Source organism: Nocardiopsis oceanisediminis, from assembly GCF_048595525.1.
Lineage (GTDB): Bacteria > Actinomycetota > Actinomycetes > Streptosporangiales > Streptosporangiaceae > Nocardiopsis_A > Nocardiopsis_A oceanisediminis.
On the sequence record NZ_JAFMZJ010000001.1, the window covers coordinates 5,926,326 to 5,945,802 of the forward strand.

A 19,477-nucleotide genomic window follows, 5' to 3' on the forward strand; every position below is an offset into this window, starting at 1 on the left:
GGTGTTCTTCTGCGCCTCCCCCCTTCCCATCAACGGTCTAGACCCCGATCATCAGGACCACGCCGGACACCAGGGCGAAGGCGAGCACCAGCAGCCGCATCCGGCGGGTGTCGATCCGGTTCCGGACCAGTTGGCTGAGGAGGGCGCCGATGACCAGCGGCGGCAGCATCAGCAGGACCGGGCCCAGGTCGGCGGCGCCGAGCCGGCCGTCCGCGGCGAGCAGCGCGAGCGAGGCGGCCTCCCCCACCAGGAAGCAGAGCGCGACGGTGGCGCGCAGCTCGGCGGGCGGTCGGTGCTGGTAGACCAGGGCCAGCGGCGGGCCGCCGACCCCGGTGGCGGTCTCGGTCAGCCCGGTCACCGCGCCCGCTCCGATGAACGCCGCCCGCCCCGGGCGGAACCCGGGGGCGGCCAGGCTGGCCACCGCCGCCAGCACGGTGGCCGCGCCGACGAACAGGCCGAGGGCGTGCGCCGGTATCGCGGCCAGCAGCAGCAGGCCGCCGGGGGTGGCGGCCAGCCGGGCCGCGCTGATCCACCCGGCGCCGCGCAGGTCGATGGCGGAGCGCTCGCGCCAGGCCACGTAGAGGTTGAGCGGGATCATCGTGGCGAGCAGGAAGGCCGGCAGCAGCGCCGGTTCGAGCAGGCCGGCCACCGGGGCGACGATCAGCGCGTAGCCGACCCCCGAGGCGCCCTGGACGAACGCGGCGACGGCCACGGCCGCGGCGAGCAGTGCCAGTTCCGCGCCGCTCACCGGGCGGCCCCGCGGGCCCGGTGCTCGGTGGAGACGGGGTGCGCGCGGGTGATCGGGGCGCGCTCGACGGCGGCCCGGCCCGCCGCGGCGGCGCGCTCCAGCAGGGCGCGATCGTCCCAGTCGACCGGGCGGCCCCGCCAGAGCCGCAGCCGGCCGCCGACCGCGACCGCGGTGATCTGGTCCCGGTCGGCGGTGCGGACCAGTTCCCAGGGCAGGTCCCAGGAGGGGGCGAGCTCCGGTACCTCCAGGTCGACGAGGAGGAAGTCGGCGGCGCGCCCTTCGGCGACCTCGCCGGCGGTCCCGCCCAGGCCGACGGCGTCGGCGGCGCCCCGGGTGGCCCGCTCCAGCCAGGTCCAGCCGCCGCCGCAGGAGGAGTCCCCGGTGGCCAGGCCGTGCGTGAGGCGCTGCGCGGTCTCGGCGGCGTCGGCGAGCCGGAAGGCGTCGGCGCGGGTGCCGTCGGTGCCCAGCCCGAACCGGACCCCGGCCTGGTCGAGGGCGACGGCGGGCAGCACCGCGTTCCCCTTCCAGGCGCTGGCCACCGGGTTGTAGGAGACGGCGGCGCCGCGGTCGCGGAGCAGGGCGATCTCGGCGGGGGTGACCAGGGTGGAGTGCGCGGCGAGGAGCTGGGGGCCGAGGGCGCCGATGCGGTCCAGGTGCTCCAGCGGGCGGGCGCCGTTGCGGAGCAGGGACCGCTCGACCGCGGCCAGGTGCTCGTTGACGTGGATCTGCACCACGGTGCCGGCCTCCCGGGCCAGCCGGGCGGTGTCGCGCAGGGTGCGCTCGGTGGCGGCCTCCGGGATGGAGATCGCCAGGGACGGGTGGACCAGGTCGTCGCCGTGGTAGCGGGCGAGGTGCTTCTCGGCGGCCTCCAGTGCGGCGCCGGGGCCGTCGTGGGTGCCGTCGGCGTCGTTGGCGACGGCGCCGAGCACCACCCGCAGTCCGGCGTCGCGCGCGGCGCGGGCCACCGGGTCCGGTCCGGCCGGGGAGCGGGTACCGGCCTCGGCGACGGCGGTGAAGCCGCCGCGCAGCGAGCGCAGCGCGGCGAGCTTGGCGGCCAGGTAGGCGTCCTCCTCGTCGAGGGAGCGCTCCAGGGGCTCCCACACCCGGCGGAAGATCTCCGACGGTTCGCCGTAGGCGAGGGAGGAGCCGAAGGACTGGGTGAGGTGGTGGTGGGCGTCGACGAACCCGGGCATCAGCAGGTGGCCGGGGAGCGGGACGGGCCGGAGGTCGGGGCGGTCCCGGCGGAGCCGCTCCAGCGGGCCGACGGCGCCGAAGGCGGTGCCGTCGACCACCGCGCCGTAGCCGCGGACCGGTCCTGCGGGGAGCAGGAGCAGGTCCGGGGCGAGCAGCAGCGGCCCGGTGCCGAGCCGGTCGAGGGCGGTGCGGTCCATGGGGCTCTTCTCTTCTCAGGGGCACCGCTTCTCGGGTGCGGTGCTCTTCGGGTGCGGTGCTTCTCAGGCCGAGTGCTTCTCGGGCGCGGGGCCGGCCGGTTCGGCGGCCGGGGCCGGGGGGCCGCCGGGGTGGCGGAAGAGGACGTTGAGCAGGGCCGCGGTGAGCGCGCTGACGGCGACGCCGCTTTCCAGGAGGATGCGGGCGGTGGACGGGAGCGCGGCGTAGAGCCCGGGGACGAGGATCGGCAGCAGGCCCAGTGCGATGGCGACGGCGCAGATGAAGGTGGTGGTGTGGTCGTCGAGCGCGGCGCGGCCGAGCATCTGCACGCCGAGCACCACGATCACGCCGAAGACCACCACGGCGGTGCCGCCGACCACGGCCGAGGGGACCGCGTTGACCAGCCGGCTCACCGGGGCGAGGAAGCCGATCAGCACCAGGATCGCGCCGGCGGCGACGGTGACGTAGCGGCTGCGCACCCCGGTGACCCGGACGATGCCGATGTTCTCGCCGCTGGTCACCATGAGCGGAAGGCCGAAGAAGCCGCCGGCGAAGGAGACGACGGCGTCGCCGCGGATCGTCTTGGGCGCGTCCCGGCGGGCGTCCACGTCCTTGCCGACGGCCTCGCCGTTGATCACCGTCTGCCCGGTGGCCTCGGCCATCGAGGCGAGGCTGTAGAGGAGCAGCGGGAGCGAGGCGAGCAGGCTGAACTCGGGGGCGCCGAAGGGCAGCGGGCGGGGCGCCTGGAGCAGCCCGCCGTCCAGGGTCCCGGAGAAGTCGGCGGCGCCGAGGGCGGCGGCGAGCAGTGCCCCGGCGACCAGGCCGAGCATGACGGCGAGCTGCCGCAGCACCCCGCGGAAGAGGCGGTAGAAGGCGACGGTGAGGCCGATGGTGGAGAGCCCGAGGACCAGGGCGGTCGGGTCGCCGAACTCCGGTGTGCCGGGTTCGCCGGTGATCAGCAGGGCGCCGACCTTCACCAGGTTGATCCCGACGACGACGATCATCGTGCCGATGACCAGGGGCGGGAAGAACCGGATCAGCCGGGTGAAGACCGGTAGGACCACCAGGTAGAAGAGGCCGGTGATGATGACGGCGCCGGTGGCGGTGGGCAGGCCGTGCTGCTGGGCGATGGCGGCGAACAGCACGACGGGGGCGCCGCCGGGGAGCATCACGAAGGGCAGCTTGGCGCCGATCCGCCAGGGTCCCAGGGACTGCAGGATCGAGCCGAGGCCGGAGAGGACGAAGGCCGCGGCGAGCAGGTCGACGGTGAGTTCGGGGGTCAGGTCGCAGGCGGCGCTGATCAGGAAGACGCTGGAGATCGGGGTCGCCGCCATGACCAGGACGTGCTGGGCCCCGAAGAGCAGCATCCGGTGCACTGGGCGGTAGCGGTCGACGGGGTGGCGCTCGGCTTGGACGGTCACGTTGGCGCTCCCTTGGTTCTGGGGGGTGAGGGGGTTGGCCAAATCGATTTGGCCATCAGTATGAGCAGGTGGAGCGGGATCGGTCAAGACACTCTTCGAAGCCGCGGCGGCGCCGCCGGGGGCAGGGCCGCCGCGGCGCCCGTCCCGGAACCGCCGCCGGAGCCGCCGTCCGGCCTGCCCCGCCCCGGCCCCGCGGCCGTCCGCGCCGGGTCCGGGGCGGGCGGGGCGGCCGCGCCGGGCCCGCCGACGGCGGAGGGCCCCGTCCGCGGCGGTGCGGACGGGGCCCTCGCGTGCCGGGGCGGCCGGGTCAGCCGAGTTCGCGCAGGTACGCGGCGAGGAGGCGGAACGCCTTGCCGCGGTGGCTGATCGCGTTCTTCTCCGCCGGGCTCATCTCCGCGGTGCTGCGCTCCTCGCCCTCCGGGACGAAGATCGGGTCGTAGCCGAAGCCGTTGGACCCGCGCCGCTCGCGCAGCAGCCGGCCGCGCATCACGCCCTCGAAGACCTCTTCCCGGCCGTCCGGCAGGACCAGCGCCGCGGCGGAGACGAACTCCGCGCCGCGCCGCTCCTCGGGGGCGTCGGCGATCTGGTCCAGGACCAGGTCGAGGTTGGCCGCGTCGACGTCGCCGGAGGCCGCGCCGAACCGGCCGGACCAGCGCGCGGAGAGCACCCCGGGCATGCCGCGGAGCTCGTCCACCCGCAGCCCGGAGTCGTCGGCGACCGACGGCAGGCCGGTGTGCGCGGCGATGGCCCGCGCCTTCAGCAGGGCGTTCCCGGCGAAGGTCGGCTCGGTCTCGGCGACCTTGGGCGCGTCCGGGTGGCCGGACAGGTCGGCCACCTCGGCGTCGACCCCGGCCTCGGCCAGGACCGCCTGCATCTCCGGGACCTTCTTGGCGTTGTGCGTGGCCAGGACCAGCTTCAGCAGGCTCATCCGGCCAGGGCCTTCTTCTGCAGCTCGGTCAGCTCGGTGCAGCCGCCCAGCGCGAGGTCGAGCAGGCTGTCCAGCTCCTTGCGGTCGAAGGGCGCCCCCTCGGCGGTGCCCTGCACCTCGACGAACCGGCCGTCCCCGGTGGCCACCACGTTCATGTCGGTCTGGGCGACCGAGTCCTCCAGGTAGTTCAGGTCCAGCCGGGGCCGGCCCTGCACCACGCCGACGCTGATCGCGGCGACCGAGCCGGTGAGCGGGTTGTTCTTCAGGTTGCGCTTCTTGCGCAGGTACTTGACCGCGTCGGCCAGCGCCACGTAGGCGCCGGTGATGGCCGCGGTCCGGGTGCCCCCGTCGGCCTGGAGCACGTCGCAGTCGAGGGTGATGGTGTGCTCGCCCATCGCCTTGAAGTCGACCACGGCGCGCAGCGAACGGCCCACCAGCCGGGAGATCTCGTGGGTGCGCCCGCCGATCTTGCCCTTGACCGACTCCCGGGAGCTGCGGGTGTCGGTGGAGCGCGGCAGCATCGCGTACTCGGCGGTCACCCAGCCCTCGCCGGTGCCGCGGCGCCAGCGCGGAACGCCGTCCTCGACGGTGGCCGCGCACAGCACGCGGGTGTCGCCGAATTCGATGAGCGCGGACCCCTCGGCGTGGCGGAGCCAGTCGCGCGTGATGGTCACGGGGCGGAGTTGGTTCGGAGCGCGTCCGTCAGGTCGGGCCATGTCCGCAGACTATCGCCGTACGGGGTCCGGAGCGCCCCGATCCCGCCGCCGGGCTCAGCCCATCGGCTGCTCGTGCCGGCCCTGCTGCCGCGGGGCCTGTGCCTCCGGCTTGGCGTGCGCCGCCTCCCGGCCCGCGCCGTAGGCCGTCGCCGCCTCCTCCGCCTCGCGGCCGGCCGCCGCGGCCGCCGTGGCGGGCCAGCCCGCGGTCAGCCCGTAGATGGCCAGCACGTCGGCGGCCATGATCGCCAGCGACCAGAGCGGGAAGGCCGGCATGAAGAGGAACTGGACGACCGCGTTGACCGCCAGCACCAGCACGCCCGCGACGCGCGCCCACATCGCCCCGGTCATGATGCCGATGCCGCCCGCGATCATCAGCAGCCCCCACACCGTGAGGACGGTCCCCCAGAAGGCGAAGTTGAACACGAGGAGGCCGCCGTCGGCCACGGCGTAGAAATCCGGCCTGCCCATGCCGACGATGCCCTGGACGAGGTTGATCACACCGAGGGTGAGCAGCATCGTCGCGGAGAAGACCTGCCACCCGTGTGCGCTTCGCATGTTCATTTCCCACTCCTCTCCATCACCACGCCTTCACCATGCGCTCCGGGGCGGTGGCCTGCCAGACGGGAGCAGGAATGAAGCGGTAAAAGTCCGGTATGCCGCCCGGTGCGGTCAGGTCTCCGTTCGCTCACGTTCTGTGGGGGCGGAGCTGGAGCCCGCCGGAAAGCTGGCACCATTGGGTTCCGGTTCCCCGGGCCGCCCCCATGGCCCCTCCAAGGCAGAGTCACCCCAAGGCAGAGGTCCCGGCAGATGAGTGCGCGTTCGATCGGTGCTGCGGCGGCTGCGTCCGCCGCCCTGCTGGCCCTGGCGGCCGCCGGCTGCGGCGGGGGCGCCGCCCCCGGCGGAGCGGGCGGAGGCGGCTCCCCGTCGGGTCCGCGCTCGGAGCCGGCCGCCTCGCCGGAGCCGGCCTGGGAGCGGTTCGGCGGCGAGGCGCTCCCCGGCCCGGAGGCGGAGGCCGAGGCGGCCACCGCGGACGACGCCGGGCCGCCGGAGCCGGCCGGCCCGGCCGAGGTGCCGGACCGCTGCGAGGACGCCGGGATCAGCGCGGACCAGGAGGCCTTCACCGAGCTGATCGGGGAGGACCCGCAGTTCACCGGCATCCGCTCGGAGCACGCGCTGGAGTGCTCCTGGGCCGGGTTCAGCGCCGCCGAGGGCAGCGAGGTGGTGATGGTCTCGTTCTCCGCCGAGGGCAGCCGGGTGCAGGCCGCCGGCGAGCCGCCCGAGCGGGCGGCCGGCGATCCGGACTACTTCACCACCCCGGAGGTGGCCGCGCTGGGCGGGGTGGGCGAGTGGCGGCCGGCCGAGCCGTTCTCCCGGGTGCTGCTGCACTTCCCCGGGCTGCTGGTCACCGTCTCGGCCAACTCCGAGCGGATGGCCGAGGCCGGGCCGGAAGTGGTGGAGGCGGCCGCCGGGAGCGCGGCCGAGGTGCTCGCCCCGGAGAGCGGCGCGGAGCCGTCCGGGGGCGCGGAGGACACCGGAGACGGGGACGGCGAGGGCGGCGGAGACGGCGGGTAGGCCGGCCGGGCCCGGCCTCCCGATCGGTTCGGCCGGCCGGAGGCGGCCGGAGGCTCAGGCCGGTGACTGGGCCAGCGCCTCGGCGCCGATCCGGTAGACCGCGCCCGGCCGGGCCAGCTCGACCGGGCCGGAGTAGGCCGTGTGCGCCTCGCGCAGCGTGGTCTCGTCGTCGTTCCACGGCACCAGGTGCGTGAGGACCAGGCGCCGGGCGCGGGCGCGCTCCGCGTGCTCGCCGGCCTCGCGGCCGGTCAGGTGGACGTCCTTGGGGTTGTCGTGGTGGTCGTGGAAGGACGCCTCGCACAGGAACAGGTCGGTGTCGGCGGCCAGGTCGACCAGCTGGTCGCATGCGGCGGTGTCACCGCTGTAGGTCAGGGTGGTGCCGTTGTGCTCCAGGCGGAGGCCGAAGGCGTCGACGGGGTGGTTGACCCGGGCGGTGCGCGCCGAGAACGGGCCGATCTCCCGGGCCCCCGGGGCGAGCTCGTGGAAGTCGAAGGTCTCCCGCATGCCGGGCTCGGGGGCGAGCCCGTAGGCCTCGGCCATCCGGTCGGCGACGCCGGGCGGGCCGTAGACCGGGATGCGGGGCTTGCGGCCGCCCTGCGGGTAGGTGCGGGCCACCCAGTAGGAGCAGAGGTCGAAGCAGTGGTCGGCGTGGAGGTGGCTGAGGTAGACCGCGTCGATCGCGTAGATGTCGGTGTAGTTCTGCAGGGCACCCAGCGCACCGTTGCCGAGGTCGAGGAGCATGCGGAAGCCGTCCGCCTCGACCAGGTAGCAGGAGGCGGGGCTTGCGGGACCGGGGAAGCTCCCTGAGGAGCCGATGATGGTGAGTCGCACGTCGCTTTCGCCTTTTCGGTGGGGTGCTCCGCGGAGGCCCGCGGCGGCGCGGTCGCAGCACGGGGCGGGTGCCTCCCTGTTCTTCGTGTTACGGGTCTACCCCAACGGCCGCCGCGGTGGTACCGATTGTGGCCCGCGTCTCACGCGGTTTGAATCACATGTGCACCGCTACCAGATTCGAACACACCACGTTTGCCCTGTTCAAGGCCGCCGAGTGCAATCAACGGCCATTTCGCGCCATTTGTCGGGACTGGGCCACCAGCCGCCCCTTCACATCCCACAACTCCACGTTCTCATCGAACCATCCGCCCCCCGCCGCCAGGCAGGTCGCGCGGAAGGCCAGCGGGCCGGGCGCGGGCAGCGCGCGCATGTGCCAGGTGAGCTCCACCGTGGGCGCCCAGCGCCAGGAGTCGAAGACCGTCACCACCGGGGGCAGCGCGTCCACCGCCATCGGCAGGAAGAGTGCCGGGTCGGCCGGGGCTCCGCCGTCCCGCTCGCTGAGCCGCAGGTGGCCGCCGAGCTCGGGGACCGGTTCGGGGTCCTCGCCGCGCAGCCGCCGCCAGGTCGGCTCGGTGTAGAACTGGTCGACCCGGCCCGGGAAGCCGTCGGCGCCGGCCTTGCCGCGGCGCGGGTCGTAGGCGCGGCAGCGGTCCGGCGGCGGCAGGTCCGGGGGCGCGGCCTCGTGCGCCGGCTCGCCGCCCGGCTCCAGCTCCGCCGCCGCGACGTGCCCGGTCACCAGCGGCCTGCCCTCCTGGAGCAGGGTGACCCGGACGGTGTCCACGGTCCGGCCGCTCTTCACCGGGACCGCCTCGACCTCGGCCGGCCCCGCGCCCGCGGGGCGCAGGAAGTGGTAGGAGGAGGAGACCGGGTGCGGGTGGGACGCCTCGGCGAGGGCGGCCCGCTGCATGACGGCCATCAGGTAGCCGCCGTTCATCGCGGTGCCGATCAGGTACCCGGGGTCGAGGTCGGCGGCGTAGCGCCCGCCCTCGGGCAGGGCGCGGACCTCGGTGGCGGACTCGAAGCGGGTCATGGCCCCATTCAACCGAACCGGATTCCGGGGGCGCCGCCCGGCCCCTCCCGCGGGAGGCGGGGGGCGGCCCCCCGGATCAGGCCCACAGCTGGCCGTCGAGCCGCTCCTCGGCCTCTTCGAGGGTGCCCTCGTAGGCGCCGGTGGACAGGTACTTCCACCCGCCGTCCGCGATGACCAGGGCGATGTCGGCGCGCTCGCCGGCCTTCACCGCCTTGGCCGCCATGCCCAGGGCGGCGTGCAGCGCGCCGCCGGTGGAGATGCCGGCGAAGACGCCCTCCTTCTCCAGCAGCTGCCGGGTGCGCCGCAGCGCGGCGTCGGAGGGGACGGAGAACCGGGTGGTGAGCACCTCGGGGTCGTACAGCTCGGGCACGAAGCCCTCGTCCAGGTTGCGCAGCCCGTAGACCAGCTCGCCGTAGCGCGGCTCGGCCGCGACGATCTTCACGTCCGGGCGCTGCTCGCGCAGGTAGCGGCCGACGCCCATCAGGGTGCCGGTGGTGCCCAGGCCGGCCACGAAGTGGGTGATCTCCGGCAGGTCGGCGAGGAGCTCGGGGCCGGTGGTCTCGTAGTGCGCGCGGGCGTTGGCCGGGTTGCCGTACTGGTACAGCATGACCCAGTCGGGGTGCTCGGCGGCCATCGCCTTGGCCACCCGGACCGCCTCGTTGGACCCGCCGGCGGCGGGCGAGGAGTGGATCTCCGCCCCCCACATCCGGAGCAGCTGGCGGCGCTCCTCGGAGGTGTTCTCCGGCATCACGCAGACCATCCGGTAGCCGCGCAGCTTGGCGACCATGGCCAGGGAGATGCCGGTGTTGCCGGAGGTCGGCTCGAGGATGGTGCGGCCCGGGGCGAGCAGGCCGTCCTTCTCCGCCTGCTCGATCATGTAGAAGGCGGCGCGGTCCTTGATCGACCCGGTGGGGTTGCGGTCCTCCAGCTTGGCCCAGAGGCGGACCTCGGGCGAGGGCGAGAGGGCCGGCAGCCCCACCAGGGGCGTGCCGCCCAGCGAGTCGAGGAGCGAGTCGTAGCGCATGGCGGGCTAGCGCATGCCGCCGGCGACGGCGGGCAGCACGGTGACCGTGTCGCCGTCGGCCACCGGGGTCGTGATGCCGCCGAGGAAGCGCACGTCCTCGTCGTTCAGGTACACGTTGACGAACCGGCGCAGCCTGTCGCCGTCGACCAGCTTCTCGCCCAGGCCGGGGTGGCGGCTGTCCAGGTCTTCGATGAGCTCGCCGAGGGTGGAGCCGGCGCCCTCGACTGCCTTGGCGCCATCGGTCAGATTGCGCATGATGGTGGGGATGCGGACCTCGGTGGCCATGGGCTCTCTCTCCTCACAGGATGGGGCTTGCCGCCCGTTGACAACGGCGCGCGGGCGCCGGTGATTCCTCCGCGGGTCAGTACGCGTCGACGACCTCGACCGGTTCCTCGGTGACCTCGCCGTCGAGGATCCGGTAGGACCGGAACTCGACGGCGTCCGGGCCCGCCTCCGGGTCCCGGGTGGAGACCAGCACGTAGTGCGCGTTGGGCTCGGAGGCATAGGAGATGTCGGTGCGCGAGGGGTAGGCCTCGGTCGCGGTGTGCGAGTGGTAGACGACCACCGGCTCCTCGTCCCGGTCGTCCATCTCCCGCCAGACCTTCAGCTGCTCCATGGAGTCGAAGCGGTAGAAGGTCGGCGAGCGCTCCGCGTTGGCCATCTCGACGAACCGCTCGGGGCGGTCGGAGCCCAGCGGGCCGGCGACGATGCCGCAGGCCTCGTCGGGGTGGTCCCGGCGGGCGTGCGCCACGATCAGGTCGCGGATCTCGCGGTTGATCCTCAGCATGCCAGCCAGCGTAGCCGAGAATTTTTCCCTACCCACCCACTGGGTATGGGTTTGTGCCCCGGGTCTCGCCGCTAGCCGCGCCGCGCGCCCATCAGCGCCTGGACCAGGGTCTCCTGCACACCGCCGAGCCAGTCGTAGATGTGCGCGGCCGCCTGGTCGGAGGCGCCCTCGACCCGCACCCGGGTCTCGCCGCCCTCCTCGGACACCTCCAGCCGGGTGCCCAGCGCCAGCCGCACGTCGTTGAGCGCCTTCAGCCAGGCGTGCGCGTCCCCGACGTCCAGCACCAGCTCGCCCCCGCCGGGCGGGAGCGAGGCCAGCGCGGCCGCCATCGCCTCGGCGTTCTCCCGCTTGTGCCGGCGCAGGTCGCCCTCGGTGTAGCGGCGGAAGTCGGCGGCGGCCCCGGTGTCGCCCTCCTCGGTGTAGGCGTCCGGGAGCAGCCGGGCCAGCACCGGGTCCTCCGGCCGCTCCGCGCTGCCGGAGATGCCCACCATGGCCTCCAGCGAGTCGGCTCCGCCCTCGCCGCCCCCGCCGTCCTCGGCCGGTCCGACCAGCTCCAGCACCAGGGAGGCCATCGAGTGCAGCACCGCCGCCTCGTCCGCGTCCAGCCGGATGCCCACGCCGCCGCGGACGGCCCGGAAACCGCTCGTCATCAGGTGTCCCGCTTCAAGGTCGCCCACAGCCCGTACTGGTGCAGGATGTTCACGTCGCGCTCCATCTCCTCGCGGGTGCCGCTGGAGACCACCGCGCGGCCCTTGTGGTGCACGTCCAGCATCAGCTTGTGCGCCTTGCGCTTGGAGTAGCCGAAGACGGTCTGGAACACGTAGGTCACGTACGACATCAGGTTGACCGGGTCGTTCCAGACGATCGTGACCCAGGGCACGTCGGGCCGGACGTCCTCCCGGGCCTCCGGCCGTTCGAGCTCGACCGGTGCCGGTGCCGTCGGCATGGGTGGCCCACCTCTCCGCTCGATCCGTCGCCGCCCCCATTGTCCCACCCATCACAGGGGCCCTCGGTCCGCTGCGCCGGTGTGCTGCTCCCCCTATTTTGTTCCTCTCAGACACAAACTAGTCTGGATGCCCATGACGGACCACACCACCGGTGGCGCGAGCAGTGCGCTCCTCACCGACCACTACGAGCTCACCATGCTGGAGGGCGCGCTGCGCAGCGGAGCCGCGCACCGGCGCACCGTCTTCGAGATGTTCGCCCGCCGGCTGCCCGAGGGCCGCCGGTACGGCGTCGTCGCCGGGACCGGCCGGTTCCTGGACGCGCTGCGCGACTTCCGGTTCGGCACCGAGGAGCTCGACTACCTCGCCGACGCCCGGGTGGTCGACGAGGCCACCCTGGAGTGGCTGGCCGGCTACCGGTTCTCCGGGGACGTCTGGGGCTACGGCGAGGGCGAGTGCTACTTCCCCGGCTCCCCGATCCTGGTGGTGGAGGGCTCCTTCGCCGAGGCCGTCGTACTGGAGACGGTGGCGCTGTCCATCTACAACCACGACACCGCGATCGCCTCGGCGGCCTCCCGGATGGCGAGCGCCGCGCACGGCCGCCCGCTGATCGAGATGGGCTCCCGGCGCACCCACGAGGAGGCCGCGGTGGCCTCCGCCCGCGCCGCCTACCTCGCCGGCTTCGCCACCACCTCCAACCTGGCCGCCGGCCGGCGCTACGGGGTGCCCACCGCCGGCACCAGCGCGCACGCCTTCATCCTGGTGCACGACAACGAGCGGCACGCGTTCCGCTCCCAGCTGGAGGCACTGGGCTCCGGCACCACGCTGCTGGTGGACACCTTCGACGTGGAGCGGGCGGTGCAGGCCGCGGTGGAGCTGGGCGGCACCGGCCTGGGCGGGGTGCGCATCGACTCCGGCGACCTGGCACCGACCGCGGCGCGGGTCCGCGAGCAGCTGGACCGGCTCGGCGCCTCCGGCACCCGCATCGTGGTCACCGGCGACCTGGACGAGTACGCCATCCAGGCGCTGGCGATCGCGCCGGTGGACGGCTACGGGGTGGGAACCTCGCTGGTCACCGGGTCCGGAGCGCCCACCGCCTCACTGGTGTACAAGCTGGTGGCCCGGTCGCACGGCAGCGACCCGGCGGCGCCGCTGGAGCCGGTGGCCAAGCGGTCCGTGGGCAAGCCCAGCAAGGGCGGGCGCAAGTGGGCCGCGCGCGCCTTCGACGAGTCCGGCACCGCCACCGCCGAGGTGGTCTTCGACCACGAGCCGCCGCAGCGCCCGTTCACCCGGCCGCTGCTGCGCCGGCTGGTCGCCGGCGGCGAGATCACCGGCGCCGAGCCGCTGCCGGCCGCCCGCGAGCGGCACGCCGCCTCGCTGGCCGAGCTGCCGGCCTCCGCCCAGCAGATGTCGAGGGGCGAACCCGCCCTGCCGACCCGCTTCGAGCAGCGCGTCGGCGTGTGAGAGGAGAACGACCGTGAAGGCGCTGATCGTCGTGGACCTGCAGAACGACTTCTGCGAGGGGGGCAGCCTCGGGGTTCGGGGCGGAGCGGAGACCGCGCGCGCCGTCTCCGCGTTCCTCGCCGAGCACCGGGCCGACTACGACCGGGTGGTGGCCACCCGCGACCACCACATCGACCCGGGCGGCCACTTCTCCGACGAGCCCGACTACACCGACAGCTGGCCGCCGCACTGCGTGGCGGGCACCCCGGGGGCCGCGTTCCACCCCGGGTTCGACGCCTCCGCCGCCGAGGAGGTGTTCAGCAAGGGCGCCTACACCGCCGCCTACAGCGGCTTCGAGGGCTCCTCCGAGAGCGGGGAGGGCCTGGAGGAGTGGCTGCGCGCCCGCGGCGTGACCGAGGTGGACGTGGTGGGCATCGCCACCGACCACTGCGTCCGGGCGACCGCGGAGGACGCCGCCGCGGCGGGCTTCGCCACCCGGGTGCTGCTCGGCCTGACCGCCGGGGTGTCCCGGGAGACCACCGACGCCGCCCTGCGCCGGCTGGCCGGGAAGGGCGTCGCCCTGGAGGGGACCCCGGTCGTCGCGGCCTGAGGCCCGCGGCCGCCGGAGAGCGCCGGAGGGGCGCCGCTCATCGGCGGCGCCCCTCCGGCGCCGGCCGGGGTTCCGCGGCGGCGCCTCGGCCGGCGCCCTAGGCGATGCCGATGGCCGAGCGGACCCGGGCCAGGGTGGCCTGCGCGCGCTCGCGGGCGCGGGCGGCCCCGTCGGCGAGGATGCCGTCCAACTCGCTGCCCGGCTCCATCAGCGCGTCGTAGCGCTCGCGCATCGGGCCGAAGGTCTCGTCGAGCACCTCGAACAGCTCGTTCTTCAGCTCGCCCCAGCCCATGCCGCCCTCCTCCAGGCGCTTGCGGGCGGCGGCGGTGCGCTCCGCGTCGGCGAAGTGGGACAGCAGCTGGAAGACCGCGGAGGAGTCCGGGTCCTTGGGCGCCTCGACCGGGGTGGAGTCGGTGGGGATCCGCCGGACCAGCTTCTTCAGCTTGTTCGCCGGCAGGAACAGCGGGATGTGGTTGTCGTAGGACTTGCTCATCTTGCGGCCGTCGATCCCGGGGAGCATGCTGCCCTCCCCCTCGGGGTAGGCGCCCTCCGGGATCGGGAAGGCGTAGGACGAGCCGTAGAGGTGGTTGAACGAGCCCGCGATGTCGGCGGTGTACTCGATGTGCTGGCGCTGGTCCCGGCCGACCGGGACCACGTCGGCGGCCATCACCAGGATGTCGGCGGCCATCAGCAGGGGGTAGTTGAACAGCCCCATGTTGACCCCGGCGTCCAGGTCCTCCACCCCGGCCTCGGCGTTGCGGTCCCGGGCCGCCTTGTAGGCGTGCGCCCGGTTCATCAGGCCCTTGGAGGTGACCGCGGACAGGATGGTGGTCAGCTCGAAGACCTCGGGGATCGCGGACTGCCGGTAGAGCAGGGTGCGCTCGGGGTCCAGGCCGCAGGCGAGCCACGTGGCGGCGACCGACCGGACGTCGTGGCGGAGCTTCTCCGGGTCCCGGACCGAGTTGAGCGCGTGGTAGTCGGCGAGGAAGTACAGCGTGTCGTTGCTCGCCGCCGCCTCCAGCGCGGGCTTGATCGCGCCGACGTAGTTGCCGAGGTGCGGCATGCCGGACGTCTGGATGCCGGTCAGGTAGGTCTTGGTCGCTGCCATGGCCCCGAGTCTATCGAGCCGGGTTCCCCTGCCGGTCGCGGAAGGCGTGCCAGTGGTCGCTCATCCGGACCGCCTGGCCCCGGGTGAACTCCCGCAGGCACGGGTCGTCGCTGTAGTTCATGAAGTTGCGCACCGGGTCGGTGCCGGGCTTGTCCGGGCAGGTGTCCCGGCCCTTCGGGCAGCCGCTGGACTGCTCCCGCTCGTACGGGGTGTCCTCCACGTAGTCGCCCGGGTGGGAGCAGCCGTTCTGGAAGGTGTGGAACAGCCCGAGCCAGTGGCCGGTCTCGTGGGTGGCGGTGTGGCCGAGGTCGAAGCCCTTCCGGCCGCCGCCGGGCACCGTCCGGTAGTCCACCACGACCCCGTCGGCCTTCGGGTCGGTCCGGTAGTCCTGCGGGAAGGTGGACTGCCCCAGCACCCCGGAGCCCATGTCCACGGTGTAGATGTTCAGCGTCTCCGGGCCGCCGCGGCGCAGCTCGGCCTTGGCCTTCGACTCGTTGGCCTCGAAGGAGCCGAACCAGGCGTCGTCGCCGGTCCGGGTGACCTCCCGCAGCTCGAACCGGAAGCCGGTGTCCACGCCGGCGTAGCCGCCGCCGAAGCCGCGGTTCATCACGTCGATCTGCTCGCGGACCTTGTCGTCGGGGACGTCGCCGGTGCCGTCGGCGGCGGTGATCACGTGCATCGCGACCGGTACGGTCACCGGTCCGTCGCCGCGGTGGGAGACCCGGGCCTCGCGGAGCTTCCGCTCGTACTCCGCGGCCTCGGCCGGGCTGATGCCGTGGCGGTCGCGGACCGTCCCCGGATCGGTGCGGCGCTCCGCGCCGGGCGCGCACTCCCCGGCGGCGGCCGCCGGGGGGCGCTCGGGTGAGTCCTCCGCGGAGGAGGCCCCCGCCGCCAGCAGGCCGGCGAGGGCAGCCGCGCAGGCACCCGTCCCGGACCAGATACGCCACGCCGTTCCTTTGCCCATGGTCACTCAATGTAGTCGAGTGACGACGTAGTGCATATGAACGGCGCGCCCCTGTTCGCCGGTTTCTTCCCCTCCCGGGTTATTTCCCGCCGGTGGCCCAGGCCCGGATCTTGTCGATCCGCCGCTGGATCTCCTCCGCGCTGGCCTGCGCGATCGGCGGGCCGCCGCAGGCGCGGCGGAGCTGGCTGTGGATCATCCCGTGCGGGCTGCCGGTCCGGTGGTGCCAGGCCCCGACCAGGGTGTTGAGCTCCTTGCGCAGCTCGGCGGTGCGCTCGTGGGCCGGCGCCTCGGCCGGCTCGGCGGGCGCCCTGCGCTCGGCGGCCCGCTGCTCGGTCTTGCGCTTGCGGAGCAGCTGGGCGACCTGCTCCGGCTCCAGCAGGCCGGGCAGGCCGAGGAAGTCCTCCTCCTCCGGCGACCCGGGGGCCCCGCCGCCGAACTCGGTCCCGTCGTAGAGGGCCCGGTCGAACTCGGCGGAGGCCTCCATCGTCTCGAAGGGCAGCTCCTCCCCCGCGTCAGGGGTGTCCCGCTTCTTGCGGGCCTCGTCGACCATGTCCTGCTCGGGCTCTTCGCCCTCCTTGAGCGGGCGGTCCAGCGCGTGGTCGCGCTCGCGCTCCATCTCCCCGGCGTACTCCAGCAGGGTGGGCACCGAGGGCAGGAAGACCGAGGCGACCTCGCCGCGCCGGCGGGTCCGCACGAAGCGGCCGATCGCCTGGGCGAAGAAGAGCGCGGTGCTGGTGGAGGTGGCGTAGACGCCGACCATCAGCCGGGGCACGTCGACGCCCTCGGAGACCATCCGCACCGCGACCATCCACCGGTCCTCCGACTCGGCGAACCGGGAGATCTTCTTGCTCGCGGTGGGGTCGTCGGAGAGCACCACGGTGGCGCCCTGGCCGGTGATCTTGCGCAGGATCCGGGCGTAGGCCCGAGCCGTCTCGTGGTCGCTGGCGATGACCAGGCCGCCGGCGTCGGGGCTGGCGTTGCGCACCTCGCTGAGCCGGCGGTCCGCGGCGGCCAGCACCTTCTTGATCCAGTCGCCCTTGGGGTCGAGCGCGGCCCGCCAGGCCTGGGCCAGGGCGTCGGTGGTGAGCGGCTCGCCGAGCCGGGCGGCGAGCTCGTCTCCGGCCCGGGTGCGCCAGCGCATCTCCCCGGAGTAGGCCATGAAGATGACCGGGCGGACCACGCCGTCGGCCAGCGCCGGGGCGTAGCCGTAGCTGTAGTCCCAGGAGCAGCGGCGGACCCCGTCGTGGTCCTGCACGTAGTCCACGAACGGGATGGGGTTGACGTCGGACCGGAACGGGGTGCCGGTCAGCGAGAGCCGCCGGGCCGCCGGGTCGAACGCCTCGCGGGCGGCGTCGCCCCAGGAGAGCGCGTCGCCGGCGTGGTGCACCTCATCGAAGATGACCAGGGTGCGGCGCGCCTCGGTGCGGTTGCGGTGCAGCATCGGGTGCGCGGCGACCTGCGCGTAGGTCACCGCGGCACCGGTGAACTGCCGCCCCAGCGCGCCCTGGGCGTTCTTGAAGTCGGGGTCGATCGCGATCCCGAACCGGGCCGCCGCCTCGGCCCACTGCTTCTTCAGGTGCTCGGTGGGGCACACGATGGTGATGGAGCGGACCGCGTGCCGCGCCAGCAGCTCGGCCGCGAGCGTCAGCGCGAACGTGGTCTTGCCCGCCCCCGGCGTGGCGACCGCCAGGAAGTCCCGGGGCTCCCGGCGGAAGTACTCGTCGAACGCCTCGCGCTGCCATTGCCGCAGCCCGGTGAGGCGGTCCGCCGTGCTCGTCTGCACAACCGTCATCTGGCCATTCCCCCATTGCTCACCCGGACGAGGGTATCCGGCCCTACCCCGCGCCGGCGCCAGCCCCCGCGCCGGTGTCGACCGCGCCGTCGTTGAACGGCATGTAGGGGTCGATCCACGGGAAGGCCACGCTCCACAGCAGCCAGGCGGCCCCGGCGATCAGCGCCAGGACGACGATCAGCTTCACCGGCACCGGGCCGGGGATCAGCCGCCAGATCAGTCCGTACACCGGTTCACTCCGCTTCCTTCGCCGCGTCGCCGTCCTCCGGCGCCATGTGCGCGATGTTCTCCGGCATGCCCTGCTCCTTGGGCCGGGTCTCGCTGAGCTCGGCGTGCACGATCAGCCGGTGCGTGTTGTTCAGCTTGGGGGCGCAGGTGGTGAGGGTGAGCAGGGAGCGCTGCGGGTCGCCGTTGTTCTCCGGGTCGAACGGGTCGGGGTCGACCACCTCGACCTTGTCCGGAGTGACGGTGACCTCTTCGATGACCTTGTAGGTGTAGTAGTTGTCCCGGTCCTCCACGACGATCTCGTCGCCGTCGGAGAGCAGGTCCAGGTCCCAGAAGATGCCGGCCACCCGGTGCCCGGCCACCGCGTAGTTGCCCGGCTGCCCGGGGTCGGCGGACTCGCCGCCGGCCACGTCGTCGTCGGTGTAGCGGCCGGGGCTGTACCGGATGTCCTCCGGCTGCACGCCGTTGACGACGACCCAGTCCAGGTCGAGCCCGGGGATGTACATCCGGCTGTCGGCCGAGCCGGGCAGCGGCTCGGAGTCCGGGCCGGCCTCCCAGGTCTCCTCCAGCCCCTGGGAGAGCTGCTGCTGCTCGCGGTCGGTCTCGATCTGCTTGCCGTAGACCTGGTAGACCGCGAAGAAGAGCATCACCACACCCGCGGTGAACAGCAGCTCGCCGACGGTGCGCAGGATGCCGCGCGCGACGTCGCCGCCGGTGAGCCTGCGGCGGGCGCGGCGACCCGTCCCTCTGGTGCGCCGGTGCGCTCCGCGCTCACTGGTGGAAACCATATGGACCTACCCGTCGTCGCCGTCGCCTGCGAGCGTATCCTGCCGCACGGGGCACCGTGCGCACAAAGCCCGCACAGCAGGGCATTGCCGACGGCGGGCGCCCCTCTCTCCGGCCTCTGGCGGGCGGCCCGCCGGCGGCCGGGGACCGCGGAGCGCGACGGCCGGACGGGGCGGCGGCCCGGAGGCGCCCGGCGAGGGCGGCGGGGGCAGGGCCTCCGCCGATGGCGGCGGAGGGCTACGGGCGCCTCAGGAGGTCATCTCCTCGTAGATCTTCTTGCACTCGGGGCAGACCGGGAACTTCTTCGGGTCCCGGTTGGGCACCCAGACCTTGCCGCAGAGCGCGATCACCGGCGCCCCGGTGACGGCGCTCTCGGTGATCTTGTCCTTCTGCACGTAGTGCGCGAACCGCTCGCGGTCCCCGTCGTCGTGCGAGATGTCCGGACGGGTCTCGCTCTCCGGCACGACCTTGTTCAGCACGTCCATGGCCATCGCTCGCTCACACCTCCTCGGATCCGGCCTCCTACGGTACCGGTCAGTTCAGCGAGGGGTCGTCGGGCAGGGTGGAGACCAGCGCGAGATCGCCGCCCTGCCGGCGGAGCACCCGCGCCCACAGGGTCTCCGGGGAGTCCGAGAAGACGTCCTCCACACTGGCCGGGAGGACGTACCAGGCGCCCTCCTCGATCTCCGCGCCGAGCTGGCCCCGGCCCCAGCCGGAGTAGCCGGCGAACACCCGCAGCCGGCCCAGCCCGCCGCCGACCACCTCGGGCGGGGCGTCCAGGTCGATGACGCCCACCCGGACGGCCTCGGTGTCGGCCTCGCCCTCCAGCGGCCGCCAGCCCAGCGGCTCCTCCTCGTCCCCGGGAACGCCCAGGGCCAGCCCGGAGCCCTCGCCGACCGGCCCGCCCTCGAACATCACCGCCGGCGAGCTGGCGAAGGCGCTCCACCCCTCCAGCACCTCCTCGACCAGGTGGCCGGAGGGGCGGTTGACGACCACGCCCAGCGTTCCCTCGGCGTCGTCGTCGATGACCAGGACGACGGTCCGCCGGAAGTTCGGGTCCTCCAGCGCGGGGGTGGCCACCAGCAGGCTCCCGGTCAGGTTCGGCGTGCTCATGTCCTGCTCTCTACCCCGCCCGGGCGGCCGCGACCACCGGCCCCGG

At 73.9% G+C, this 19,477-nt stretch carries 23 protein-coding genes; 3 read left to right on the forward strand and 20 right to left on the reverse strand.

What is annotated here, in order from left to right; all coding sequences use genetic code 11:
- Positions 1 to 37 precede the first annotated feature (37 nt).
- The 6 genes from J0910_RS25805 to J0910_RS25830 all read right to left on the reverse strand — a co-directional run bounded on the left by J0910_RS25805 (position 38) and on the right by J0910_RS25830 (position 5,763).
- A complete protein-coding gene (locus J0910_RS25805; protein ID WP_420161128.1) occupies positions 38 to 748 on the reverse strand; it encodes a sulfite exporter TauE/SafE family protein in 711 nt (236 codons plus the stop codon).
- On the reverse strand, positions 745 to 2,139 hold the full coding sequence (locus J0910_RS25810; RefSeq protein WP_420161129.1) for an amidohydrolase family protein: 1,395 nt from the start codon (positions 2,137 to 2,139) through the stop codon (positions 745 to 747). The genes J0910_RS25805 and J0910_RS25810 overlap by 4 nt, the downstream gene beginning before the upstream one ends.
- A gap of 63 nt (positions 2,140 to 2,202) precedes the next feature.
- Positions 2,203 to 3,558, reverse strand: a complete 1,356-nt coding sequence (locus J0910_RS25815; protein WP_420161130.1) for a uracil-xanthine permease family protein — start codon at positions 3,556 to 3,558, stop codon at positions 2,203 to 2,205.
- Between the two features lie 307 nt (positions 3,559 to 3,865).
- A complete protein-coding gene (rdgB, locus tag J0910_RS25820; protein ID WP_420161131.1) occupies positions 3,866 to 4,486 on the reverse strand; it encodes an RdgB/HAM1 family non-canonical purine NTP pyrophosphatase in 621 nt (206 codons plus the stop codon).
- Positions 4,483 to 5,202: a ribonuclease PH gene (rph, locus tag J0910_RS25825; RefSeq protein ID WP_420161132.1), complete on the reverse strand. Its 720-nt coding sequence runs from the start codon at positions 5,200 to 5,202 to the stop codon at positions 4,483 to 4,485. Before rph ends, rdgB begins: the two co-directional genes overlap by 4 nt.
- Positions 5,203 to 5,256: 54 nt before the next feature.
- Positions 5,257 to 5,763 carry a DUF7144 family membrane protein gene (locus J0910_RS25830; RefSeq protein ID WP_420161133.1) on the reverse strand — a complete coding sequence of 169 codons (507 nt, stop codon included), beginning with the start codon at positions 5,761 to 5,763 and terminating at the stop codon, positions 5,257 to 5,259.
- Positions 5,764 to 6,009: 246 nt separating this feature from the next.
- Between J0910_RS25830 and J0910_RS25835 the strand changes: the two genes are divergently transcribed.
- Positions 6,010 to 6,774, forward strand: a complete 765-nt coding sequence (locus J0910_RS25835) for a hypothetical protein (RefSeq protein WP_420161134.1) — start codon at positions 6,010 to 6,012, stop codon at positions 6,772 to 6,774.
- A gap of 54 nt (positions 6,775 to 6,828) precedes the next feature.
- On the opposite strand, the gene J0910_RS25840 is transcribed toward J0910_RS25835, so the two are convergent.
- The 7 genes from J0910_RS25840 to clpS form a co-directional block, all read right to left on the reverse strand.
- Entirely contained in the window at positions 6,829 to 7,605 is a 777-nt protein-coding gene (locus J0910_RS25840) for an MBL fold metallo-hydrolase (protein ID WP_420161135.1), read from the reverse strand.
- 220 nt (positions 7,606 to 7,825) lie between these two features.
- The gene (locus J0910_RS25845) at positions 7,826 to 8,635 is read right to left on the reverse strand and encodes a thioesterase family protein (protein ID WP_420161136.1); all 810 of its coding nucleotides are present in this window, start codon (positions 8,633 to 8,635) and stop codon (positions 7,826 to 7,828) included.
- A 76-nt stretch (positions 8,636 to 8,711) separates the two neighbouring features.
- Positions 8,712 to 9,659: a PLP-dependent cysteine synthase family protein gene (locus tag J0910_RS25850; RefSeq protein WP_420161137.1), complete on the reverse strand. Its 948-nt coding sequence runs from the start codon at positions 9,657 to 9,659 to the stop codon at positions 8,712 to 8,714.
- Between the two features lie 6 nt (positions 9,660 to 9,665).
- Positions 9,666 to 9,944 carry a MoaD/ThiS family protein gene (locus tag J0910_RS25855; protein ID WP_420161138.1) on the reverse strand — a complete coding sequence of 93 codons (279 nt, stop codon included), beginning with the start codon at positions 9,942 to 9,944 and terminating at the stop codon, positions 9,666 to 9,668.
- 76 nt (positions 9,945 to 10,020) lie between these two features.
- Complete coding sequence (locus J0910_RS25860; RefSeq protein ID WP_420161139.1) at positions 10,021 to 10,446, reverse strand: M67 family metallopeptidase; 426 nt, start codon at positions 10,444 to 10,446, stop codon at positions 10,021 to 10,023.
- Positions 10,447 to 10,517: 71 nt separating this feature from the next.
- Positions 10,518 to 11,096 carry a DUF2017 domain-containing protein gene (locus J0910_RS25865; RefSeq protein ID WP_420161140.1) on the reverse strand — a complete coding sequence of 193 codons (579 nt, stop codon included), beginning with the start codon at positions 11,094 to 11,096 and terminating at the stop codon, positions 10,518 to 10,520.
- The gene (clpS, locus tag J0910_RS25870) at positions 11,096 to 11,392 is read right to left on the reverse strand and encodes an ATP-dependent Clp protease adapter ClpS (protein WP_420161141.1); all 297 of its coding nucleotides are present in this window, start codon (positions 11,390 to 11,392) and stop codon (positions 11,096 to 11,098) included. The genes J0910_RS25865 and clpS overlap by 1 nt, the downstream gene beginning before the upstream one ends.
- A 133-nt stretch (positions 11,393 to 11,525) precedes the next feature.
- Here clpS and J0910_RS25875 point away from each other — a divergent pair, with 133 nt between their 5' ends.
- Positions 11,526 to 12,854: a nicotinate phosphoribosyltransferase gene (locus tag J0910_RS25875; protein WP_420162089.1), complete on the forward strand. Its 1,329-nt coding sequence runs from the start codon at positions 11,526 to 11,528 to the stop codon at positions 12,852 to 12,854.
- 13 nt (positions 12,855 to 12,867) lie between these two features.
- Positions 12,868 to 13,443 carry a pyrazinamidase PncA gene (gene pncA / locus J0910_RS25880; RefSeq protein ID WP_420161142.1) on the forward strand — a complete coding sequence of 192 codons (576 nt, stop codon included), beginning with the start codon at positions 12,868 to 12,870 and terminating at the stop codon, positions 13,441 to 13,443.
- A 97-nt stretch (positions 13,444 to 13,540) separates the two neighbouring features.
- Here the strand turns inward: pncA and J0910_RS25885 are convergent, their stop codons facing one another.
- From J0910_RS25885 to J0910_RS25915, 7 genes are all read right to left on the reverse strand, one after another.
- Complete coding sequence (locus J0910_RS25885; protein ID WP_420161143.1) at positions 13,541 to 14,551, reverse strand: tryptophan--tRNA ligase; 1,011 nt, start codon at positions 14,549 to 14,551, stop codon at positions 13,541 to 13,543.
- A gap of 10 nt (positions 14,552 to 14,561) precedes the next feature.
- Positions 14,562 to 15,515 carry a zinc metalloprotease gene (locus J0910_RS25890; protein ID WP_420161144.1) on the reverse strand — a complete coding sequence of 318 codons (954 nt, stop codon included), beginning with the start codon at positions 15,513 to 15,515 and terminating at the stop codon, positions 14,562 to 14,564.
- A 79-nt stretch (positions 15,516 to 15,594) separates the two neighbouring features.
- Entirely contained in the window at positions 15,595 to 17,307 is a 1,713-nt protein-coding gene (locus tag J0910_RS25895; RefSeq protein WP_420161145.1) for a DEAD/DEAH box helicase, read from the reverse strand.
- A 43-nt stretch (positions 17,308 to 17,350) separates the two neighbouring features.
- Entirely contained in the window at positions 17,351 to 17,536 is a 186-nt protein-coding gene (locus J0910_RS25900; RefSeq protein ID WP_420161146.1) for a hypothetical protein, read from the reverse strand.
- A gap of 4 nt (positions 17,537 to 17,540) precedes the next feature.
- Positions 17,541 to 18,320: a class E sortase gene (locus tag J0910_RS25905; protein WP_420161147.1), complete on the reverse strand. Its 780-nt coding sequence runs from the start codon at positions 18,318 to 18,320 to the stop codon at positions 17,541 to 17,543.
- 246 nt (positions 18,321 to 18,566) lie between these two features.
- Positions 18,567 to 18,809, reverse strand: a complete 243-nt coding sequence (locus J0910_RS25910; RefSeq protein ID WP_017593614.1) for a DUF3039 domain-containing protein — start codon at positions 18,807 to 18,809, stop codon at positions 18,567 to 18,569.
- A gap of 43 nt (positions 18,810 to 18,852) precedes the next feature.
- On the reverse strand, positions 18,853 to 19,431 hold the full coding sequence (locus tag J0910_RS25915) for a YqgE/AlgH family protein (RefSeq protein WP_420161148.1): 579 nt from the start codon (positions 19,429 to 19,431) through the stop codon (positions 18,853 to 18,855).
- Positions 19,432 to 19,477: the final 46 nt, after the last annotated feature.

What these genes read in the sequence shown, in the direction of transcription:
- J0910_RS25810 (WP_420161129.1), bottom strand. Translation starts at nt 2,139, where the DNA reads ATGGACCGCACCGCCCTCGACCGGCTCGGCACCGGGCCGCTGCTGCTC.
- rdgB (WP_420161131.1), bottom strand. Translation starts at nt 4,486, where the DNA reads ATGAGCCTGCTGAAGCTGGTCCTGGCCACGCACAACGCCAAGAAGGTC.
- rph (WP_420161132.1), bottom strand. Translation starts at nt 5,202, where the DNA reads ATGGCCCGACCTGACGGACGCGCTCCGAACCAACTCCGCCCCGTGACC.
- J0910_RS25830 (WP_420161133.1), bottom strand. Translation starts at nt 5,763, where the DNA reads ATGAACATGCGAAGCGCACACGGGTGGCAGGTCTTCTCCGCGACGATG.
- J0910_RS25835 (WP_420161134.1), top strand. Translation starts at nt 6,010, where the DNA reads ATGAGTGCGCGTTCGATCGGTGCTGCGGCGGCTGCGTCCGCCGCCCTG.
- J0910_RS25845 (WP_420161136.1), bottom strand. Translation starts at nt 8,635, where the DNA reads ATGACCCGCTTCGAGTCCGCCACCGAGGTCCGCGCCCTGCCCGAGGGC.
- J0910_RS25850 (WP_420161137.1), bottom strand. Translation starts at nt 9,659, where the DNA reads ATGCGCTACGACTCGCTCCTCGACTCGCTGGGCGGCACGCCCCTGGTG.
- J0910_RS25855 (WP_420161138.1), bottom strand. Translation starts at nt 9,944, where the DNA reads ATGGCCACCGAGGTCCGCATCCCCACCATCATGCGCAATCTGACCGAT.
- J0910_RS25860 (WP_420161139.1), bottom strand. Translation starts at nt 10,446, where the DNA reads ATGCTGAGGATCAACCGCGAGATCCGCGACCTGATCGTGGCGCACGCC.
- J0910_RS25865 (WP_420161140.1), bottom strand. Translation starts at nt 11,096, where the DNA reads ATGACGAGCGGTTTCCGGGCCGTCCGCGGCGGCGTGGGCATCCGGCTG.
- clpS (WP_420161141.1), bottom strand. Translation starts at nt 11,392, where the DNA reads ATGCCGACGGCACCGGCACCGGTCGAGCTCGAACGGCCGGAGGCCCGG.
- J0910_RS25875 (WP_420162089.1), top strand. Translation starts at nt 11,526, where the DNA reads ATGACGGACCACACCACCGGTGGCGCGAGCAGTGCGCTCCTCACCGAC.
- J0910_RS25885 (WP_420161143.1), bottom strand. Translation starts at nt 14,551, where the DNA reads ATGGCAGCGACCAAGACCTACCTGACCGGCATCCAGACGTCCGGCATG.
- J0910_RS25890 (WP_420161144.1), bottom strand. Translation starts at nt 15,515, where the DNA reads ATGGGCAAAGGAACGGCGTGGCGTATCTGGTCCGGGACGGGTGCCTGC.
- J0910_RS25895 (WP_420161145.1), bottom strand. Translation starts at nt 17,307, where the DNA reads ATGACGGTTGTGCAGACGAGCACGGCGGACCGCCTCACCGGGCTGCGG.
- J0910_RS25905 (WP_420161147.1), bottom strand. Translation starts at nt 18,320, where the DNA reads ATGGTTTCCACCAGTGAGCGCGGAGCGCACCGGCGCACCAGAGGGACG.
- J0910_RS25910 (WP_017593614.1), bottom strand. Translation starts at nt 18,809, where the DNA reads ATGGCCATGGACGTGCTGAACAAGGTCGTGCCGGAGAGCGAGACCCGT.
- J0910_RS25915 (WP_420161148.1), bottom strand. Translation starts at nt 19,431, where the DNA reads ATGAGCACGCCGAACCTGACCGGGAGCCTGCTGGTGGCCACCCCCGCG.